This window comes from Parasedimentitalea maritima, from assembly GCF_005771405.1.
GTDB lineage: Bacteria > Pseudomonadota > Alphaproteobacteria > Rhodobacterales > Rhodobacteraceae > Parasedimentitalea > Parasedimentitalea maritima.
Window position 1 is genome coordinate 238,429 of the sequence record NZ_VAUA01000005.1, and the last position, 19,109, is coordinate 257,537.

17 protein-coding genes and 2 tRNA genes are annotated in these 19,109 nt (G+C 52.0%); 12 read left to right on the top strand and 7 right to left on the bottom strand.

Going from position 1 to position 19,109, the window contains the following annotated elements; translation table 11 throughout:
- Positions 1-41: 41 nt before the first annotated feature.
- On the bottom strand, positions 42-827 hold the full coding sequence (locus tag FEE96_RS11710; protein ID WP_171021683.1) for a DUF2092 domain-containing protein: 786 nt from the start codon (positions 825-827) through the stop codon (positions 42-44).
- 129 nt (positions 828-956) lie between these two features.
- Positions 957-2,276, bottom strand: a complete 1,320-nt coding sequence (locus FEE96_RS11715) for an ATP-binding protein (RefSeq protein ID WP_138163231.1) — start codon at positions 2,274-2,276, stop codon at positions 957-959.
- An 88-nt stretch (positions 2,277-2,364) separates the two neighbouring features.
- On the opposite strand from FEE96_RS11715, the gene FEE96_RS11720 reads away from it, so the two are divergent.
- Positions 2,365-3,279 carry an MBL fold metallo-hydrolase gene (locus FEE96_RS11720; protein WP_138163418.1) on the top strand — a complete coding sequence of 305 codons (915 nt, stop codon included), beginning with the start codon at positions 2,365-2,367 and terminating at the stop codon, positions 3,277-3,279.
- A 78-nt stretch (positions 3,280-3,357) separates the two neighbouring features.
- A tRNA-Asn gene (locus FEE96_RS11725) sits at positions 3,358-3,432 on the top strand.
- 532 nt (positions 3,433-3,964) lie between these two features.
- Here FEE96_RS11725 and FEE96_RS11730 read toward each other — a convergent pair.
- From FEE96_RS11730 to FEE96_RS11740, 3 genes are all read right to left on the bottom strand, one after another.
- The gene (locus tag FEE96_RS11730; protein WP_246079419.1) at positions 3,965-5,038 is read right to left on the bottom strand and encodes a TauD/TfdA family dioxygenase; all 1,074 of its coding nucleotides are present in this window, start codon (positions 5,036-5,038) and stop codon (positions 3,965-3,967) included.
- A gap of 131 nt (positions 5,039-5,169) precedes the next feature.
- Positions 5,170-6,180: a D-cysteine desulfhydrase family protein gene (locus tag FEE96_RS11735; RefSeq protein ID WP_138163232.1), complete on the bottom strand. Its 1,011-nt coding sequence runs from the start codon at positions 6,178-6,180 to the stop codon at positions 5,170-5,172.
- Between the two features lie 16 nt (positions 6,181-6,196).
- Positions 6,197-6,925 carry a TSUP family transporter gene (locus tag FEE96_RS11740; protein WP_171021684.1) on the bottom strand — a complete coding sequence of 243 codons (729 nt, stop codon included), beginning with the start codon at positions 6,923-6,925 and terminating at the stop codon, positions 6,197-6,199.
- A gap of 103 nt (positions 6,926-7,028) precedes the next feature.
- Here FEE96_RS11740 and FEE96_RS11745 point away from each other — a divergent pair, with 103 nt between their 5' ends.
- Positions 7,029-7,913: a LysR family transcriptional regulator gene (locus FEE96_RS11745; RefSeq protein WP_138163234.1), complete on the top strand. Its 885-nt coding sequence runs from the start codon at positions 7,029-7,031 to the stop codon at positions 7,911-7,913.
- 52 nt (positions 7,914-7,965) lie between these two features.
- Here FEE96_RS11745 and FEE96_RS11750 read toward each other — a convergent pair whose 3' ends face one another.
- Entirely contained in the window at positions 7,966-8,490 is a 525-nt protein-coding gene (locus FEE96_RS11750; protein WP_246079420.1) for a hypothetical protein, read from the bottom strand.
- A 503-nt stretch (positions 8,491-8,993) separates the two neighbouring features.
- Between FEE96_RS11750 and FEE96_RS11755 the strand changes: the two genes are divergently transcribed.
- A complete protein-coding gene (locus FEE96_RS11755; protein WP_138163235.1) occupies positions 8,994-11,207 on the top strand; it encodes a methyl-accepting chemotaxis protein in 2,214 nt (737 codons plus the stop codon).
- A gap of 119 nt (positions 11,208-11,326) precedes the next feature.
- Here FEE96_RS11755 and FEE96_RS11760 read toward each other — a convergent pair whose 3' ends face one another.
- Positions 11,327-12,202, bottom strand: coding sequence for a LysR substrate-binding domain-containing protein (locus FEE96_RS11760; protein ID WP_138163236.1), 876 nt, complete (start codon positions 12,200-12,202; stop codon positions 11,327-11,329).
- 87 nt (positions 12,203-12,289) lie between these two features.
- Here FEE96_RS11760 and FEE96_RS11765 point away from each other — a divergent pair, with 87 nt between their 5' ends.
- The 8 genes from FEE96_RS11765 (at position 12,290) to FEE96_RS11800 (ending at position 19,066) form a co-directional block, all read left to right on the top strand.
- Positions 12,290-13,528, top strand: a complete 1,239-nt coding sequence (locus FEE96_RS11765; protein WP_138163237.1) for a GntT/GntP/DsdX family permease — start codon at positions 12,290-12,292, stop codon at positions 13,526-13,528.
- 433 nt (positions 13,529-13,961) lie between these two features.
- Entirely contained in the window at positions 13,962-14,138 is a 177-nt protein-coding gene (napE, locus tag FEE96_RS11770; RefSeq protein ID WP_138163238.1) for a periplasmic nitrate reductase, NapE protein, read from the top strand.
- Positions 14,139-14,142: 4 nt separating this feature from the next.
- On the top strand, positions 14,143-14,676 hold the full coding sequence (napF, locus tag FEE96_RS11775; RefSeq protein ID WP_171021686.1) for a ferredoxin-type protein NapF: 534 nt from the start codon (positions 14,143-14,145) through the stop codon (positions 14,674-14,676).
- Positions 14,669-14,947 (top strand): chaperone NapD, encoded by a 279-nt coding sequence (locus FEE96_RS11780; protein WP_138163240.1) that lies wholly within the window; start codon positions 14,669-14,671, stop codon positions 14,945-14,947. The genes napF and FEE96_RS11780 overlap by 8 nt, the downstream gene beginning before the upstream one ends.
- Positions 14,948-14,969: 22 nt before the next feature.
- Entirely contained in the window at positions 14,970-17,471 is a 2,502-nt protein-coding gene (gene napA, locus FEE96_RS11785) for a periplasmic nitrate reductase subunit alpha (protein ID WP_138163241.1), read from the top strand.
- A gap of 2 nt (positions 17,472-17,473) precedes the next feature.
- Positions 17,474-17,953: a nitrate reductase cytochrome c-type subunit gene (locus FEE96_RS11790; protein WP_138163242.1), complete on the top strand. Its 480-nt coding sequence runs from the start codon at positions 17,474-17,476 to the stop codon at positions 17,951-17,953.
- Positions 17,953-18,561, top strand: a complete 609-nt coding sequence (locus FEE96_RS11795) for a NapC/NirT family cytochrome c (RefSeq protein WP_138163243.1) — start codon at positions 17,953-17,955, stop codon at positions 18,559-18,561. The genes FEE96_RS11790 and FEE96_RS11795 overlap by 1 nt, the downstream gene beginning before the upstream one ends.
- Positions 18,562-18,991: 430 nt before the next feature.
- Positions 18,992-19,066, top strand: a tRNA-Asn gene (locus FEE96_RS11800).
- The last annotated feature ends 43 nt before the right edge of the window (positions 19,067-19,109 follow it).

A 19,109-nucleotide genomic window follows, 5' to 3' on the forward strand; every position in this document is an offset into this window, starting at 1 on the left:
TGACAGCGCGAAAATAAGAAATCCTAGAAAAAACTGTCGCATCAGTTACCCGCCCCCAAAATGTTGACGTCCGCTGGCTGAGGCCAGGCCATTTGCTCAGCCTCATCGTCAGGTACATAGGTAAAGACGCTGTCTGGAAAGTCGGGGTCAAAATCCCAATTGGTGAAGTAGGCGCGATATTGAGGCCAACCCTGCGTATAGGGGGCTGTACCAACGATCATCATCAACTCTGGCTTCGCAGCTTCGGTAGAAATCCAGATTTGCCAGTCCGCATCATAATCTGAAAAGGCCAAGTGATGAGCCTGACGGCCAGCAATCCGGGTCGTGCCTAAATACGCTGCTGAAGTCGCCCGATCTAACAGCTCCGCATTTGGAGATGCGCTCATCACCTGCCAGATAGGCAGTCGCAGGTCATATGCCTCTGACGCCCGATCTGCCAAAGCATCAAAATCACCGACAAATTCAGTGGATACATAGGCATTTTCTTCAACGTCATAAATTTGAAACTGTGTACCGTCAAAAAAATACTCACGCGTGTCTTCGCCAAATTCGCTATTGCCGTAGAAACCAACGCCACGCTGCAACAGGTTGGAGCCACTGCGCATGTAGGTGATCTTTTCACGGCCATCAGCCACCACATCAAATGAAACAAACCAGTCTACAGATAAGATCTCCTGGGCAGCCAAATATTCAGTTGCAGATGTCACAATCTCCACAGCGCGCAGATCCATTGTAGGAGGATCGCCGTCCGCTTGTGCCACTGCCGGAGAAGCCCCGGCAAAGGTCACCAAAACAGTACTAATTTTCAGCAGCTGGCTTTTCCACAAGGAAATTGCCAAGGGTGTTTTTGGGGAAAATCCTGAATAAATCATATCGTTAAGGTACAACTGATAGTTACAATCACAAGAATTTTGTTGTCCTCAGCGCCATTTCGCTCATTTGCCCCAGTCGGTTAACTACCGGCCGATCACTATATCGGCTTGCAATCCACCCAATCCTTCACTTTCACCTAATCGCAAGGCGCCACCATGCGCGCGGGCAATATCGGCGACAATAGCCAATCCCAGCCCCACTCCTGCTCCCAAATCCTGATTGCGCGACGGATCTAGCCGAATAAAGGGGCGAACTGCCTCACCGCGTAGATCCGGCGGGATACCTGAACCGTCGTCCTCCACCCGAATGCGCAACGAGCGATCTGTCAGGGCGACCGACACCCGAGCTCGACTACCGTAACGCACAGCATTTGAAATCAAATTGTCAATTGCGCGACGCATTGCAGCCGGGCGCAACATAACTTCGCCAGTACCACTCAACTCTCCCAACATGACATCCTGGCCTTCACGACGCCAATTTCCAACTATGGTCTGGACCATTTCATGGGGGTCAGTGGAGTCGGGTTCACTGGTGCTAACCCCACGGGAAAAATCCAAAAATGCGTCCAACAGCTGATGCATTTCATCTACATCGCGCAACAATGGTTCTGCATCGCTTTCATCCAACAGTGCCAACCCAAGCTTTAGCCGGGTTAAGGGGGTACGCAAATCATGACTGACACCGGACAGCATCAGCGTTCGCTGTTCGATCTGGCGTTCAATCCGTGCCCTCATGTCAAGAAAGGCGCTCCCAGCAAGCCGAACTTCAGTTGCGCCGCTAGGTCGAAATGGCACATGATGCCCACGCCCAAAAGCCTGGGCTGCCTCAGACAACCAAGTAATCGGACGCAACTGATTACGCATATAAAGAAAGGAAATGACCGTCATTAGGGTGCCGAAGAACACCATAGTTACGATCAGCTGGTGCGGCGTTGCCGCTGCGACCCGCCGTCGTTCAAAACTGATTTCAACCGGGCCTAACCTCGATTGCATGTACAACAAGACCCTTCGCTTGTCGGGAAACAGCACAGCAAGAGTTTGAGGAAGTGCTCCGCGAAATGTTCGCGCCACCACACGGGCGGAAAAATCAAACCAACGATACTGATCGCTCTGCGGTATCTCGTCGAGCGTAACAAAACGCACCTGCATCTGCAGCGTCGCCAGAGAAGGTGCCATTTCCGTCAACATTGCCTGCTGATCCGTCGCAGCCGCCGCTTGGTCGGAAATCAACCGCAATTCTCGTACCACTGTCCGCGACATCTGGGTCGTAATGTCTTCTAGGTGGTTCTGGATAAAGGCCACCGAAACCACGAGCTGTATCACCAGAACAGGTAACACCAGGATCAACGCCGCCCGTCCATAAAGGCTACGTGGCATATATTGTTTGAGCCAGTTGAAGAACATGGGTTAAGCCTATAGCGGGCAGGCAGGGCAGTGAAACACAAACCCGTGCAGGCGATTGAAATGAATGTCAAATGACCGAGGTAGCATGATGCAGGCCCCAGATGATTTCAACCCGAACCCGGGCGAAGCAATTGAATTGGAGCCAGGGTTGCGGCGCATTTTGGCACCAAACCCGTCTCCTATGACCTATCGCGGCACCAATACCTATGTCATCGGCAGAACTGATCTGGCGGTAGTTGACCCTGGCCCCGCCCTGCCCCATCATTTACAGGCCATTTTGTCTGCCGTCGAACCCGGCCAAAAGATCACTCATGTCATCGTAACCCACAGCCATCTTGATCATTCACCGCTGGCGGCAGAACTCAGTCAGATTACTGGGGCCCCGATTTATGCCTATGGCAGTTCAGCTGCCGGTCGCAGCGAGGTAATGACCCAGCTGGCCGCAGCTGGAATGACAGGCGGTGGCGAAGGCATCGATTTAGATTTTCATCCAGACCTAACCGTCGCTCACGGTGACATCATCACAGGTTCAGATTGGGCTTTGGAAGTCATTCACACCCCAGGCCATCTAGGCAACCACGTTGCCCTGGCCTGGAACGATGCCTGTTTCACCGCTGATCACGTCATGGGCTGGGCCAGTTCACTGGTATCACCACCAGACGGTGATCTGAGTGATTTCATGGCGTCGTGCCATCGCCTGAAAGAACGGCAATGGCGGGTGTTTCATCCCGGTCACGGCGCACCCGTTACAGACCCAACCGCCCGACTGGATTGGCTGATTGCTCACCGTCAATCACGCGAGGCTGCTGTCCTAGAATGTCTTGCCCAAGGGCCTGCGACGGCCCTTAGTCTTGCGCAAGCAATATACACGGAAACACCGGCTTCATTGCTTGCAGCGGCGGAACGCAATGTCTTTGCTCATCTAATTGATCTAGTGGGCAAAAACAGAGTTTCCCAAATTGGAGATTTGGAGCCTGCATCCAAGTTTCAACTTCTAAAGTGAGCACCAGGAAATAATTTGAAAATTTCGTAATTCCCCTCTGGACGCTCTAGAATCCGGACGCTATACGACACGCACCGTTCCGGCGTAGCTCAGCGGTAGAGCAGTTGACTGTTAATCAATTGGTCGTAGGTTCGATCCCTACCGCCGGAGCCATAAAAAGCCACTAAGCTCAATAGCTTGGTGGCTTTTTTGGTTTTTGCGCACGGCCCAACGCCTCTGGCTTGTCACTGGGTTTTCCAAAAAGTGACAGCGAGATTGAAAGGCCCATGTTTCGCTTCATATCCTTCGCAAAATGTTCAAAACAGTTAAATTTGGCCCATAACGCATTGTGAAATATGTGCTAAATCAACTGCCAAAGGACATCGCCTTCCCCGATCTCCTCTTGCCAACTCATCACACAGAAGTAGACGAAATATCCGTCAGTATGATTTGGAGAACGTCATCCGGATCATGTTGTGTTTGCGTGTACTCAGGCCACAGAAGATAGATCTCCTAGACGGCAAGTATTTCCTAGATCCTATGGCCGAGAGCCTTCAAGCTGCATCGAGTGACAGGGGCGCCAAAGATGCCAATCCGTTCGGTTTTCCACGACGAAAAAGTTGAGTGGCTAGGACGAAGCAGAAATGGTGTATTCCAGAAATCTGCTCTTGTTCAAGACAGTACGCCACATCGCTCTGTACCGAATTCAGTCTAACGGCGCGTGTAGTTTGGTTTCCTTAGTGATTATTCCGCCGCGATTGCCAATTTCGATGGAGCCATATCGTTCTTTGAAACAGTCGGGCAACGGTCGGTCGCCATCAATCGAAAGCCAAAGGCGCATCAGGTGGCGGCGCTTGCTGGGGTCAGGCCAATCGAGAAAGCCAGTGCGATCATGCAGTTGCGAATGGTTGTAAACAAACTGCATGTCGCCCGGCTCTAACTGCATCCCAAAGCAAAGTTCGGGATCATTGGCCAATGCGTCGAACATATCAAGCGCTTCAACATGTTCCGGTGTCAAAGGCAAGGCACCATCAAACCGTTGTGCACTGTCGATATATTGCCGTTGGTAGAAAACGGTCAAATGGCCCATGTGCCAGTTCAAAACGGGTATCTCCATGAACGGCTTGGCACCTTCCGGAATTTCCCCTCGCCGGTCAGTCGCGATTGGATCAAAGAGCTTTTCCAGCAGATCAGGCCGCTCGGCTCTCATTCTATTATAGATGGAAACCGCGCTCACAAGTAAGGATCGCCCCCCTTGCTTGGCTTCTTGCAGGCATAGCAGACCAACAACATCAGCACTGTCTGTGTGAAAAGTTTGACGTTCGCATGTCTGATAGATGCGGCTGTTGGGATCGTTGACATCACCACCAATATCGCGAACGTGCCCCAAAATATGTCCTTGCGCATTTTGGGAACGCGCGCTTCCCAAATGGGCGCCAAGACCACAAAAGATGGTTGCCGCAAATTTTTGAGAATAGTCTGCGATGGGCAGACCGCGCAGCACTTGGACGCCCACGCCATTCAACAGGATCTTACTTAGGTCCCTAGCATGTGTGGAAAACGTAGTAAGTGGAAAGGTTTCCTTAGAGATCTCTCCGACATCAAGCCCTAGCGCAATAAAGTGCCGCGCTGCGTTTTCGAGATCGGCAATGTCTTCTGAGCTGAGTTGATAAAGCCAGGCATCTGGGTTGCCGGCCATTTCCACGCCGATCCATGCTGCCGGTCCGGTGATGCGCAAGGGAAGATCGGCTATGTTTTGAGAAGGCTGGTTTGGCATCATGAACACTCTGATTAAGGATTGGAAAATTCGGTTCGCTTGATTGTTTTGCTTCAGCGGTGATTAGATTTGGCGGGCTGAACGTCTTTCACTGTGAAAGATTTGGTGGAACATCGCAGCACACCAAGATCATTTCATTTCGTCGATAACTCCTCTTGATAGCCAAAGAGCGCAGGCAATCCCCCCGTATGCAGCATGACAACTTTTTGCCCTGCTACAATGTGACCGGTGTCAATCAGACCCAACAAACCAGCGAATGTTTTTGCGGTGTAAACCGGATCGAGGAAAACCCCCTCGGTGCGCGCCATCAAACTTAGCGCATGTTGGGTATCCGGACCCATTTTCCCGTAACCAGGGGACAATGCGCCATCCCAGGTAAGAACAGCATCCGAGGTCAGTTTTGCGTCAATATCTAACAAGTTGGCCAGTTTGTGCAGCACAGTTTTTAACCGCTGCTGCTGTTGCTGGTGATCGCGGCGCACACATATCCCGTGAACCGGGGCCGATTGCCCTGACAGGCGTAACCCGGTCAAGAGCCCGCCGTGTGTTGCGCCACTGCCTGAGGGAACAACCACAGCATCGAAGTCGTCCATCTGCTCGCAGAGTTCAATTCCTCCCGCGACATACCCAAGCGCACCGAGTGGTGGGTGATCCAGCCCCAGATGAACTACATACGGCTTGCCACCCTCGGTTTTGATCTGTTCAGAACGCTGATGAAGCGCTGCATCGGCCCCGGCCTCGTCTTCGCCCTCCGGATAGCTGATGTGCTCTGCACCTAGTATTTTGGCAAGCAGCACATTGCCAGAATTGTAATATGGCGCTCCCATACCTGCGACACGCTCTTCCAGTTGCAGGATGGCGCGAAGCCCCAACTGTGCTGCCGCCGCCGCCGCTGATCGCACATAGTTTGATTGCACCGCACCGGTGATGAGCACCGTATCTGCCCCCTTTGCCAGCGCGTCGCCAAAATAGAATTCTAGTTGACGGGTTTTATTGCCGCCAAATCCAAGACCAGTAAGGTCATCGCGCTTGAGCCACAGATCAATTCCAAGGCGCTCAGACATCCGGCCCAAACGGACCAACGGTGTTTCACCATTCATGAGCTCCGCGCGTGGAAAGCGGGCCAGTAGTTCAGTGCGTTGCATCGTATTTACCCCGTGTCTAACTTATCAAATAGGCGCGCCGGAAAAGCGCATAACAGGCCAGGATTGAGACGATCCGAATGGCGTTTTTGATCAGATGTTGGGGTAACAATGGGCCGATTACACGCCCAAGAATGCTGCCAAAAAACGTGGCAACTACAAATGCCCAGACATTGGATACCTGTGCAAATGCCACTCCATCAACCAACCCATGCAAAAGCAAGGCAACCCCATAAGCGACCAGTGCAATGGGCTGTACCAGTTTGCGGGTATCCCGTGCGGACCGACCAGTTGCGATCAGGCCAAACACCATGAGCGGTCCGGGGGTCGCGGCCCAAACTGTTGCCAGGCCAGACAACCCAGAGATTGCTGCGAATCCCCTAGTACCAGCCACTGAGCGATGCGGGAGAAGCGTTGTCAGAACGCCTATTAGTAACAATGTGCCCGTCAGGATCAAAACAATCTGTTCAGACAGATACGGATAGATAACCACCCCCAATGCCACGCCCAAAAGACACCCAACTATCGCAGTCTTAATCGTTTTTTTCTCAGCGACCCAAATACGCCAGTCGACGGCAATAGCTGACACCAGTGTATTCAACATCAGCAGAACTGGAACCGCGACCGTAGTTCCCAGCAAAACCATCATGGGAGGGCCCGCAACAATGCTAAACCCAATCCCAACCCCAACCTGAAGCACGGCGCCCAAAAAGATCGCCAAAAGCAGTAGTTCTAAATCCAGGTGCAAAGGAGGTCCTCTCGGCAAGCATCTTCACCCTGTATACCGCGAGTTTCGATGTTGAAGAAATCAAAAAGTTGCATCAGTTGATACGTTTCTGTTATCGAACCCTATGCGCCTTTCCGCCCGCCAAATTGAAATATTCCAGATGGCATATCGCCTGAAGTCGACGCGCAAAGCAGCCGATGCATTGCATATTTCTCAACCTGCGATCAGCCGTGCAGTCGCAGAACTTGAACTCGAAATCGGAGTGGAACTGTTCGATCGGTCGGGTCGGAAATTCGAACCAACCGCAGCGGCCCACAGCCTGCAAGAGGCCGCGTTAAAACACTATCATGGGCTGGAAAGAGTCAAAGATGCCGCAAGACAGATTGCCTCAGGATTGGGAGGTCATCTGAGAGTGGCCGCACTGCCCGTTGTTGCAGATACCCGTGTCGCTAGCGCTGCAGGCCGCCTGATGGCACGACATCCGGCACTCAGGATTGATGTCGACGTTCTGAACGAAGACTCATGCCTTGCCGCACTGAGAGAGGGACGTGCTGACTGTGTGGTCATTTCGTCCGACCCGGGCGATCCAAACCTAGTCTGCACACGAGTGGCAGATGTATTGCCAACCGCCATTTTCCACCCAAATGATGAACTTGCTCGTGTAGGAAAGGTAACGCTGGCAGAATTGGCAAAGGTTCCTCAGAATATGTTGCCAACTCACAGCCCATTCCGCCGGGCAGTCGAGCACATGTTTGATCAGGCTGGCGTCACATTTCAAATCATGGCCGAGGCAGGCACCCAATCCGCTCTTATCAGAATGGTGGCCCAAGGAGCAGGTCGGGCAATAGTAGATCAGGAATCGTTGAACCTCGTTGCCAAACCGGATGTGATAGCGGTGCCGTTGGCCGTAGAACTAAAATGGCCCATTCGAATAGTAAGCCCCTCAGCGTCCACTGATGCGCCCGGCCTTCAGCGATTGGTTCGCGAACTCGAAGACTTAAAATGTTAGTGCCCAACCAGTTAAGTTGGCTGTTCACCCGATTTCATCTTGGCAAACAGAACTACGAAACTTGTCTGTTTTCAAGGAAATGATAGGCTTCAAGAATTGTTGTAGTCAGCCCATCGAAAAAGCCCGGCACACTGACATCAACAAGACCTACGGCATCGTGTGCTTCGCCGACGGGGATGTCATCGGCGGGCCTCACAACAAAAAGCGCGTTTGGGGCATTGAGCAGCTCACGATAACTCGCGCCTTTCCCATGCTTCAAAACGTTGATCGCAAGATAATACTGGTGGACGCTCTCGGCGAGATCTGCTTGCCCAGTCTCCAATAGCAGCGATTTCAATTTACGTGAGAACGGGCCTCGTCTGAAATGGTGCTGCATCCGCGCCTCAAACAAAGTGAAGATGTCGACCGCAGCTGATTCAAGCGAAACCGTCAAGGCGTGCAATTCTTCACTCTGGGAACCGGATCCGTGCTGCCCGCCGGTCTGTTCAAATATGTCTGCAATGCGATTTTCAGCCGTCTTTGCGTCAGCCTGCGCAGCCGCAACAATTTCCAGTAAGTTTTGTGAAGCGCCCATCATTCGTTCTCCTTAACGCCCCACCTCCCTTACTCCATACCGCTAGGAATGAAAGTGGAGAAATGAGTGATTTCTTTTCTTAGAACTTTAATTGGAGCCAAATCGCGTGATTTAGGTAGAACCGTGGCGCAGCAAATCGCAGTGGCAAACAGTCTCTCGTTCGGGTGTGATTGTTAAACTATAGATTTGATAAATCAACATCCTAGGCAAGCTATTCTCACTAACAAACGCTTCAAGAACGACTGCATCTACCGGGTGGTTTAAAAGTCTACGCTTCTAACACTTTAATGAGGAATATCAGACAACTAACCGTATTTAGATAGATAATTCAAATCTTCAACGTGAAAATCACCCCACTACACGCCCAAGGAAAGTGACCCTCCCACCCTAACACTCATACCGGGAACAACCGCCAATGTGTCGGTGGTAGGCACCGACTATCTGCACCTTTCCTTAATCTGAGATGCGTAGCAAAGGAGTCCCCGTCGATCTTCAGTGTGGACCCCATGAAACTAAAAACCAGTATCAACACCGCCGTTTTATCAATTGTGATCCTAGCCGGTCTAATCATGATCACGCTGATCGGTATCTCAAGGTATACACATAACGTGAGTGCCGATGTGCAAAGCGATCTCCTGCGCGTAAATGCTTTGGGGTCGACGCTAGAGGGGCTGGAGATTGAGTTTTTAATGGCGCGGCGCGCCGAGAAAGACTTTTTGCTTCGTCTGGATGAAAAATATGTGCTGCGCCATGCCGATACGATGACACGTCTGTATGCGGCCCTAAATGAATCTGAAAACCAGCTGAGACAAATCGAAGGCCTGGAAGCGTCCGCCAAAGAGATTGCAGATCTATCTGCGGCCATTACCGCCTACCGGGACGAGTTCTCCGCATTGGTCGCCATCAATCAGAACTTGGGACTGGACGAGACCTCTGGGCTGCAGGGGCAGTTGCGCAATGCTGTTCGCAGTGTTGAAACTGCTTTGGCGGAAATCAACCAGCCACAGTTACAAGTAAAGATGCTCATGATGCGGCGTCATGAAAAAGATTTCATCATGCGTCACGATACAAAATACCTTGATCGATTGAATGCACGCATCGAAGAATTCCACGCCTTTCCACACGAAATGTTCGGGGGAGAGTCTCGACACAACGAAATCGACGGTCTCTTGGATACATATCAAACTTCGTTTGCCCGTTTTGTCACGGAAACAATGCTGGAGCAGGACCATCGTAAAGCATTGTCTCAGCGGTTTTCAGAAGCGGCTCCAATCTTGAAAAAGATCCATACCCGCGCAAACGAACGGCTTGATGAGATTTTGGCCAACGCCGAAGCTCAAAGCGCGCAAGCTCAGAAAAATTCGCTGATTGCAGGCCTGGGCGGGCTCCTTGTGTTCGTGGGTATTGCCATCGTTGTGGCCTTAAGCATCTCTCGCCCACTGCGCCGCGTAAACAAGGTCCTGACTCAAATGATGTCCGGCGATTTTTCCTTGGCGTTGACGCAGTCGAGAATAACCGAAATCTCAGCGATCACAAATGCGGTAGAAGATTTCCGGCGTGATCAAGAACAAAAAGAGCGTCTGACAGCCGAAATCTCCGATGTGATTTCCGCCTGCGCCGATGGTGATTTCTCCAAACGAATTCAAGTAGATGGTGAAACCGGTTCGTTCATTGAGATGGGCCGCGGCGTAAACCAAATTGGGGAGGTGGCCGAAAAAGGTTTAGGAGACGTTCTTACCATTCTCAATGCTCTTTCGTCCAATGACCTGACCGGGCGCATGCCATCAGGGCACAAGGGTGTGTTTGCCGAGATTTCAACAGCAACTGAAAACCTAACAAACAACCTTAACAGCATGATCCGTCAATTATCTAGCAGCGCAGAGATGCTGAACAATACTGCAGGTGAAATTTCATCTGCGGTTGATGACGCATCACGTAGGGGGGAAAATTCTGCCGCATCGCTTGAAGAAACTACCGGGGCCGTTCAGACTTTGAATGACACTGTGCGTGGCACGGCAGAAAGTGCACAGCAGGCCGAAGAAAATGTAGGCGAAGCACACCAGTTGGCGAAATCGACCGGGACAGTTGCCGATAAAACAGTTGCGGCCATCAAACGCATTCAGACCTCATCGGGTGCCATTGCCAAAATCACAGGCTTGATCGAAGATATCGCGCTTCAAACTAATCTGCTCGCCTTGAACGCAGGTGTTGAAGCGGCCCGTGCTGGCGAAGCAGGACGTGGTTTTGCAGTTGTCGCTTCTGAAGTTGGGGCCTTAGCAAATCGTTCGACCGAAGCCGTTAAGGAAATCAAGTCGCTGATCCAGGCAAGCGTGGTAGATGTAGCCGATGGGGTCAAACTCGTTGCCGAAACAGGTGAGGCACTGGAAAGGATTCAGGACGCTGTCGAACTGGCGGTAGAAAAAGTAAATGAAATTGCCGCAACCACCGTGGAACAGTCCACAGGTTTGTCCGAGGTGAACACCGCAATTACCAATCTAGACCAGGATTCTCAGAAAAGTGCAGCGATGCTGGAGCAGACCGCGGCATCCGGACAAATGCTGCGTGATGAAGCTAAAAACCTTGTACACGTCGTTTCTGTATTCAAACTGAGCAAAAATCAAAGTGATACACCGGGTTTTCAAGGCGAATTGGATAACATGGAAGATTCCATGTGGGACGAGATCGAAGAACAGCAGTTCAACTTGGCGCAAACGGCCTAGAGTGCACATTAGCGCCACCAGTTGAAGATCGCCCTAGCGATTGCAACTGGTGGCGTAACTTTACCACGGTTAGCGTAAAACCAATTCAGTTTCACCCAATTTCATGCCTCGTGGGTTACTCAATCAAACTCCGCTTTGACCCAATCTTCGACGCGCAACATCGCATCACTTTTCTCAACTATTTCTGGCTGGACAAGCCAATAGGCATGGCTTGCTGATAAGCGAATATCAAAGGGAGTAACAAGCTTACCTGATGCCAGGTCGTCTTCAATCAAGCGTGATCTGCCAAGGGCTACCCCTTGATGATCAAGAACTGCTTGCAATATGGCTGCATCATCCCCCAACCGGGGACCGGGTGGTACATTTTCAGTACATCCTGCAACCGCAAACCATGCCTCCCAATCTTCAGGGATATCCCCGTACAAAAGGGTCGCCTGAATAAGGTCCGCTGGCTCATTTAGGCCAACCTGTTCCGCATAAAATGGTGTACAAACTGGCGAAACTGTTTCAGTCGCAAGTTTTTGCGCCGCGAGGCCCGGCCAAGGTCCACGGCCATATCGAATTGCGGCATCTACGCCCTCGGCCCCAAAATCAACGAGATGCCTGGATGCTGAAACGCGCAGGTCAATTTGTGGATGCGCGGTAACAAAACGACCCAGTCGAGGTGCAAACCATTTGGCCGCGACGGAAGGCAGCATAGATAGTGTGACCATCCCGTCTGAACGTGCTGCTTCCGAAACAGCGGCACGCATATCTTTCAACGCCACTGCGAGCCTCTCAGCCAGGCGCATGCCCGTGGGCGTAACGGTGACATGAGCACCTCGCCGTTGAAAGAGCTTCACATCCAACATGGCTTCTAGATCACCAACCTGGCGCGAAACCGCGCTTTGCGTAATGCCCAACTCATTTCCGGCTGAAGTAAACCCACCCATGCGGGCCGCAGATTCAAAAACTTCGAGAGCTCTGAGCGATGGCTTATAATGATTTAAACTCATGAAAGGGTCGCCAATTTCTCATTTAAACAAAGTGAACTCCGAAATTAGCATCAGATTAAATTATGAAGCAAGATCGGAACTCCCTAAATGGCACAACCAACATCTCTTCCCTCAACAAACACTTCTGCGACCCGGGCGATGCCAGCAGGTTTGTTACCAGATATGCCACTGGTCATCTGGATGGTCTTTGTCACAATGATGCTGGCCTTCGCTGGTGGAATGGAAACAAATACTTTCATTTCCACATTCAACAGCGGGTTCGGAAGAGCCCTCGGAGAATTCGCTTTGATCTTGTTGCCGTCTTTCATTCTGGCGGCGACCTTGTCACGGCGTGAAATTTCGTCACCAGGAGCCGAAAAAGCAGCAGCAATAGGAGCTCCAGCTGCCGGAGCGGGTATGATTTGCCCCGACACGGCATACGCGGCGCTGTCTCCGGCAGCAGGTAGGCGGAAACTGGACGTCGCTTTTGGCGCCTACGCTGGTTTCAAATTGCTTTATCCTGCAGGGCCTTTGATCGTTGCAACCGGACTAGGCGTAGCAGGAGATGACACAGCTACGGGGGAACTGATGCTATTGGGGATAGCTTTAACGATACCGCTGGCAATAGCCGGTGTCATATGGGCGCGTCTTGCTGTTCGCCAAAATGGGTCAAGCGATGCAAACAGCCCTGCCCCCGCAGAAACGAAGGTGGCGGATAGAAACCTTCTACAATCCTTTGCACCATTTATTGTTCTAGCAGCCCTATTGGGGTTCGGGATTTGGGTTGGTCAGACCGGAGTACCAATTATCGACTTCCTGCTCCTACCCAAAGGCGCATTGGTTGCCGCTGCAGTTCTCGCGTTGGCACAGACGCCATCCAACGCCCGGCGTGCATGTTTTGACAGCACCGTACGACGCACATCTTCGTTGCTCTTGGTGATCGGTGCAGCCAGTGCGTTTGGGGCGGTTTTGACCACACTTGTGCCGGTTGACGATCTTGTACCACAAGGCAGCGGCACCTTCGCGGTACTGGGTCTGTTTTGCCTGACAGTCCTATTCAAACTCGCACAAGGGTCCAGCATGGCAACGTTTGCAGCTGTTGCTCCGGTTGCAGCGCCAGTGGTTGTGGCAAGTGGCCTTGACCCTGTGGTTGCGGTTTTTGCAATCTGCCTTGGCTCATTTATCGCAATATTGCCGAATGACAGCTACTACTGGTTGGTTCGTCGTGATGCGCTAGAGGCAGAGACCAGAGAATTGCGTGTGATCGGGATCCTGACTGGAGGGGCGGTCCTGCAAGCATTGCTGGGATTAGTTATTCTACTCATGGCGATGTGGTTTTGGCTATGAGTAGGTAAAACAAGATAACGCCCGCAAAAGTCCCGTTAACGACAATAAGAACGCTGTGTATGTCCACCTAACCGTCAACGCATTTTGAGGCTTGGAAGGGCCTCTCTACTGACGATTCGAACAGGAACTTCGAGAACGCCTCACCTGCTATAAGTCGAGGAAGATTGCCCACCGGCTCGATCAAGATTTTGTTTACCTAATTTTCCGCTACAATGAGCCGCCAAGGCTTTTCATTTCGCTTATTTTACAGATGAAAAGTTTCAAAAAATAAGTTACCCTGTAAAAATACCTTTACCAAACAGTCTTCTGAAATACATATTTTTCACTCCGAAACCGGCTGCTAATACTGGCCGCATCACATTGACGGCAATCTCGATCACTTTTCGGTGCGGCCCGCTCAATCTGAGGACTACTCTTTGAAAGGCCTGCGTTTATGACCAAAACCAGCACCCAAGACCCAACAGCGCCGACACAAACACGCGCAGAAGAACGCCGCGCGTTTCTTTTCTTGGCAGTGTTCTTGGCACCAGCCTTGGCAGTGACACTTGTTGGCACCTATGGCTTTGCTATCTGGATGCTTCAGCTCATTGTGGGACCACCCACAGGCTGATCTGATGCAACAGCGATCGTTCCCCCTGCGGCGTACCCTATTTCAACGGTCGGGCACTCAAATTCTGCGTCCCCCCTGGAGCTCAGAACAACGTGTACTTGACGGTTGCACCAGCTGTGGTGCGTGCCTCAAAGCCTGCCCCGAGGCGATTTTGATTGCTGGACCTGCTGGTACACCCAAAGTCGACTTTACAAATGGTGGCTGCACGTTTTGTGGGGACTGCGTCGACTCTTGCCCCGAAGCCGAAACTGTTTTTGCGCCACGCAAAGACAAGCCCTGGGCCGAGCAAGGCGGACTACTCGCGACGATTGGCGACGGATGTATGCTTAGCTTTGGCATCTCCTGTCAAATTTGTACGGACAGTTGCGAACCAGAAGCCCTGCGCCTTGATCTGTCCGTGCGCCCCGTTGGGCGCATCAAACTGGACACGGAATCCTGCACTGGCTGCGGCGCGTGCATAGAGGCCTGCCCCGAGCAAGCCATATCAACAACCACACGGCCAAGCCCTGCCCCCTCTGAGGAAACAAAACATGCCTGAGGATGTGATCCATATATCCAGCCTTCTGTTACGCGCCGACCCGGCGTTGATGCACAATGTGCTGGAAGAAATTGCCAAAGTTCCCAATGCAGAGGTGCCACTTTCTGATGCGTCGGGGAAAATCATTGTCACATTGGAAACCCCAAGCGAGAGCGAGATCGTCGACTCTCTCACCAATCTACAATTGCTCGACGGCGTCGTAAGCGCAGCCCTGATTTACCATCAGGCCGATAGCGAAACCGCTGAAATAACAATCCGTAATTCGAAGTAAAGCCACCAACAGGAGAACTGATATGGTAGCCATCACAAGACGCGACATGATCAAGGCACAAGCGGTTGCCGCTGCTGCCGCCGCGGCGGGCCTGCCGTTGCCAGCCGCTGCACAAAATCTTGTCACCGACGCAAACATTACCGATCTTAAATGGTCCAAAGCCGCATGCCGGTTTTGCGGCACTGGTTGCTCAATTATGGTCGCGACGAAAGCGGGCCGCGTGGTCGCCACGCATGGAGACGCCGAAGCCGAGGTGAACCGTGGCCTGAACTGTGTGAAGGGCTATTTCCTGTCCAAGATCATGTATGGTCAAGACCGGCTGACCCAACCGCTTTTGCGTAAGCGGGATGGTGAGTTTCACAAAGACGGTGATTTTGAGCCGGTGTCCTGGGATGAAGCCTTCGATATCATGGCCGAAAAATGGAAAGCCACACTAAAGGCAAAAGGTCCTAAAGGCATTGGTATGTTCGGGTCAGGCCAGTGGACAGTCTGGGAAGGCTACGCCGCTTCCAAACTAATGAAGGCCGGGTTCCGCTCGAACAACATCGACCCTAACGCCCGTCACTGCATGGCCTCGGCTGTTGGTGGCTTTATGCGCACCTTCGGTATCGACGAGCCAATGGGCTGCTATGACGATTTTGAACATGCCGACGCCTTTGTTCTTTGGGGCTCGAACATGGCTGAGATGCACCCAATCCTTTGGACCCGCATCGCCGACCGCCGGTTCTCGAACCCGCATGTTAAAGTAGCCGTGCTTTCAACTTTCAAACACCGCAGTTTTGATCTGGCTGACATTCCTGGAATCTTTACGCCGCAAACTGACATGGTGTTGTTGAATGCGATTGCCAACTACATCATCCAAAACGATGCGGTGAATAAGGACTTTGTGTCCAAACACGTGAATTTCCGCAAAGGCGAAACAGATATCGGTTACGGTCTGCGGGATGAACACCCACTTCAACAGGCGGCGGCAAACCCGAACTCCGGCAAGTCCGACCCAATCTCCTTTGAAGAATTCGCTGAATTTGTTTCGGAATACACGCTTGAAAAAGCCGAAGAAATGTCCGGGGTTCCAATAGCGACGATTGAGAAAATCGCCAAGCTGTACGCTGATCCGAACACTAAGGTGATGTCGCTGTGGACTATGGGTGTTAACCAGCACACGCGCGGTGTCTGGACCAACAACATGCTCTACAACCTGCACCTGCTGACAGGTAAAATTTCCACCCCGGGCAACTCACCCTTCTCGCTGACCGGCCAACCGTCAGCCTGTGGGACAGCACGCGAAGTCGGGACATTCTCGCACCGCTTGCCAGCGGATATGGTGGTTAAAAATCCTGAACACCGTGCCTATGCCGAGAAAATCTGGAAACTGCCCGAGGGCACAGTGCCAGACTGGAATGGTGCCCACGCTGTGGTGCAGAACCGAAAGCTGAAAGATGGCGACATCAACTGTTATTGGGTTCAGGTGAACAACAACATGCAAGCTGCGCCCAACATGATGGAGGAAGGGCTGCCCGGCTATCGCAACCCTGACAACTTCATTGTTGTTTCTGACGCCTACCCGACGGTCACTGCGGAAGCTGCCGATCTCGTTCTGCCAACCGCAATGTGGGTGGAAAAGGAAGGGGCCTATGGCAACGCAGAGCGCCGCACACAATTCTGGCATCAGCTGGTAGATGCACCCGGTGAATCCAAATCGGACATGTGGCAATTGGTAGAGTTCTCCAAGCGTTTCACCACCGACGAAGTCTGGCCCGCCGAAATTCTGGATGCCAACCCCGACTACAAGGGCAAGACCCTATTCGAAGTTCTCTACGCCAACGGGCAAGTTGATGCCTTCCCGCTCGAGCAGACTTCAAAAGACTACGCCAACCACGAATCTGAGGATTTTGGGTTCTACATCCAGAAAGGCTTGTTCGAAGAATATGCAGCCTTTGGCCGGGGTCACGCACATGATCTCGCTCCATTTGACACCTACCATGAGGTTCGCGGCCTACGCTGGCCCGTTGTTGACGGCAAAGAAACCAAGTGGCGTTTCAAAGAAGGATCTGACCCCTATGTCACTCCAGGATCCGACTTTGAATTCTACGGCAAAAAGGATGGCAAGGCTGTGATCTTTGCCCTGCCCTACGAACCAGCGGCAGAAAGTCCCGACGAAGAATATCCGTTCTGGCTAAGCACGGGTCGCGTGTTGGAGCATTGGCACTCGGGTTCGATGACCCAACGTGTGCCAGAGTTGTACAAGGCGGTACCAGACGCACTGTGCTACATGCATCCCGATGATGCCAAGGCGCTGGGTTTGCGTCGCGGTTCAGCGGTCAAAGTCTCTTCGCGTCGCGGTGAAATCCACACTCGTGTTGAGACGCGTGGCCGCAACAAGCCACCAAAGGGGTTGGTTTTCATCCCGTGGTTCGATGCACGGCAGCTGATCAATAAGGTTACGCTGGACGCAACCGATCCGCTTTCTAAACAGACCGACTTCAAAAAGTGTGCGATCAAAATCGAAGCATTGGGGGCATGATCATGAAACGTCTGAAAAACTCCGCCCATATCGCCGCTCTGGTTCTGGCGACACTGGCGCCTGCAGGTGTTGCAATGGCCCAAGAAACCATTGCCACCCTGCGTGCAGGAACTCCGCTTGCAGAAAACGCAGCGCCACACGCTATCGCACCTGTGAGAAACACTGATCTGCGACAAGTTCGGAACTACCCCGAGCAACCGCCATTGATCCCACACAAGACGGACGGCTATCAGATTGATCTGAACGCCAACCAGTGCTTACTGTGTCACTCGCGGACAGCCATTGAAATCAGCCAGGCACCAATGGTTTCGATTACGCACTTCATGAACCGGGACAATCAGTTCTTGGCCTCAGTGACACCACGACGCTACTTCTGCACCCAGTGTCACGTCCCGCAGGCTGAAGTGCGTCCATTGCTCGAAAACGGCTTTGTCGATATCGACCAGGTGCTTGAGTATGTCTCGGGTCAGGAGGGCAACTGATGCTTCGCTTAATCAAGCGCACATGGGGCATAATCCTGCGCCCCAGTGTCCACTACTCGCTTGGGTTTTTGACCTTTGGCGGCTTTCTGATGGGAATCGTTTTCTGGGGCGGTTTTAATACTGCCCTTGAAGTCACCAACACCGAAGCCTTTTGCACCAGTTGTCATGAAATGAGCGACAACGTGTTTGAGGAGTTGAAACCAACGATTCACTACTCAAATCGCTCAGGTGTCAGGGCAACCTGTCCCGACTGTCACGTGCCACATGAATGGTCCAGTAAGATTGCCCGCAAGATGCAGGCCTCAAAAGAAGTCTGGGGCAAGATTTTTGGCACCATCAATACGCGCGAAAAGTTCCTGAACCACCGATTGTCACTTGCGCAGAACGAATGGGCCAGACTGGAGGCCAACAATTCCCTGGAATGTCGCAACTGTCACAGCGCGGAATCGATGGACATCACACGTCAAAGTCCACGCGCAGCAGAAGCGCATGAACGATTTTTGTTCACGGGTGAAAAGACCTGCATCAGCTGCCACAAGGGTATCGCTCACGAGCTTCCAAACATGGGACAAGCGCTACTGAGCCCACCCGCGGTTCACGGCAACTGATCAAAAAACAAATCAATAACGGCGCGCCTCATTGCAGGCGCGTCTCCTTTTCTGAGCCCCTTGTTACCTATTTCGTTGGGACTGTTTGGATCATGCTTAGAACCCTTCGAATAGCATTGCCTTTTCGCCTTAGGTCACAATGCACGGCATATCCAGAATAAGTAGAGCATGTAGATTGACGTGATGATCTCTGATCTCGCTTGCAGCCCAAATATTGCTTTCGCTCACAGTGCCTGTCGGAACTGACAAAATGGTTCACTAAAAGTGTTACGCATACTGACACATTTGGCTCCAAGCTGTTGAAGCACTTGCTCCAAACTCCTGTTTTTGATATACATTTCCGATCTTCAAAAAAACCATGCGGAAATCAAAAAAGTCACGTTTCCCCTCTAGACCTTCCCAGTTTCCATGGCTATACGACACGCACCGTTCCGGCGTAGCTCAGCGGTAGAGCAGTTGACTGTTAATCAATTGGTCGTAGGTTCGATCCCTACCGCCGGAGCCATTAATCTCTTGAAGTTAATGGAAAATCTATCACCACTTGATAG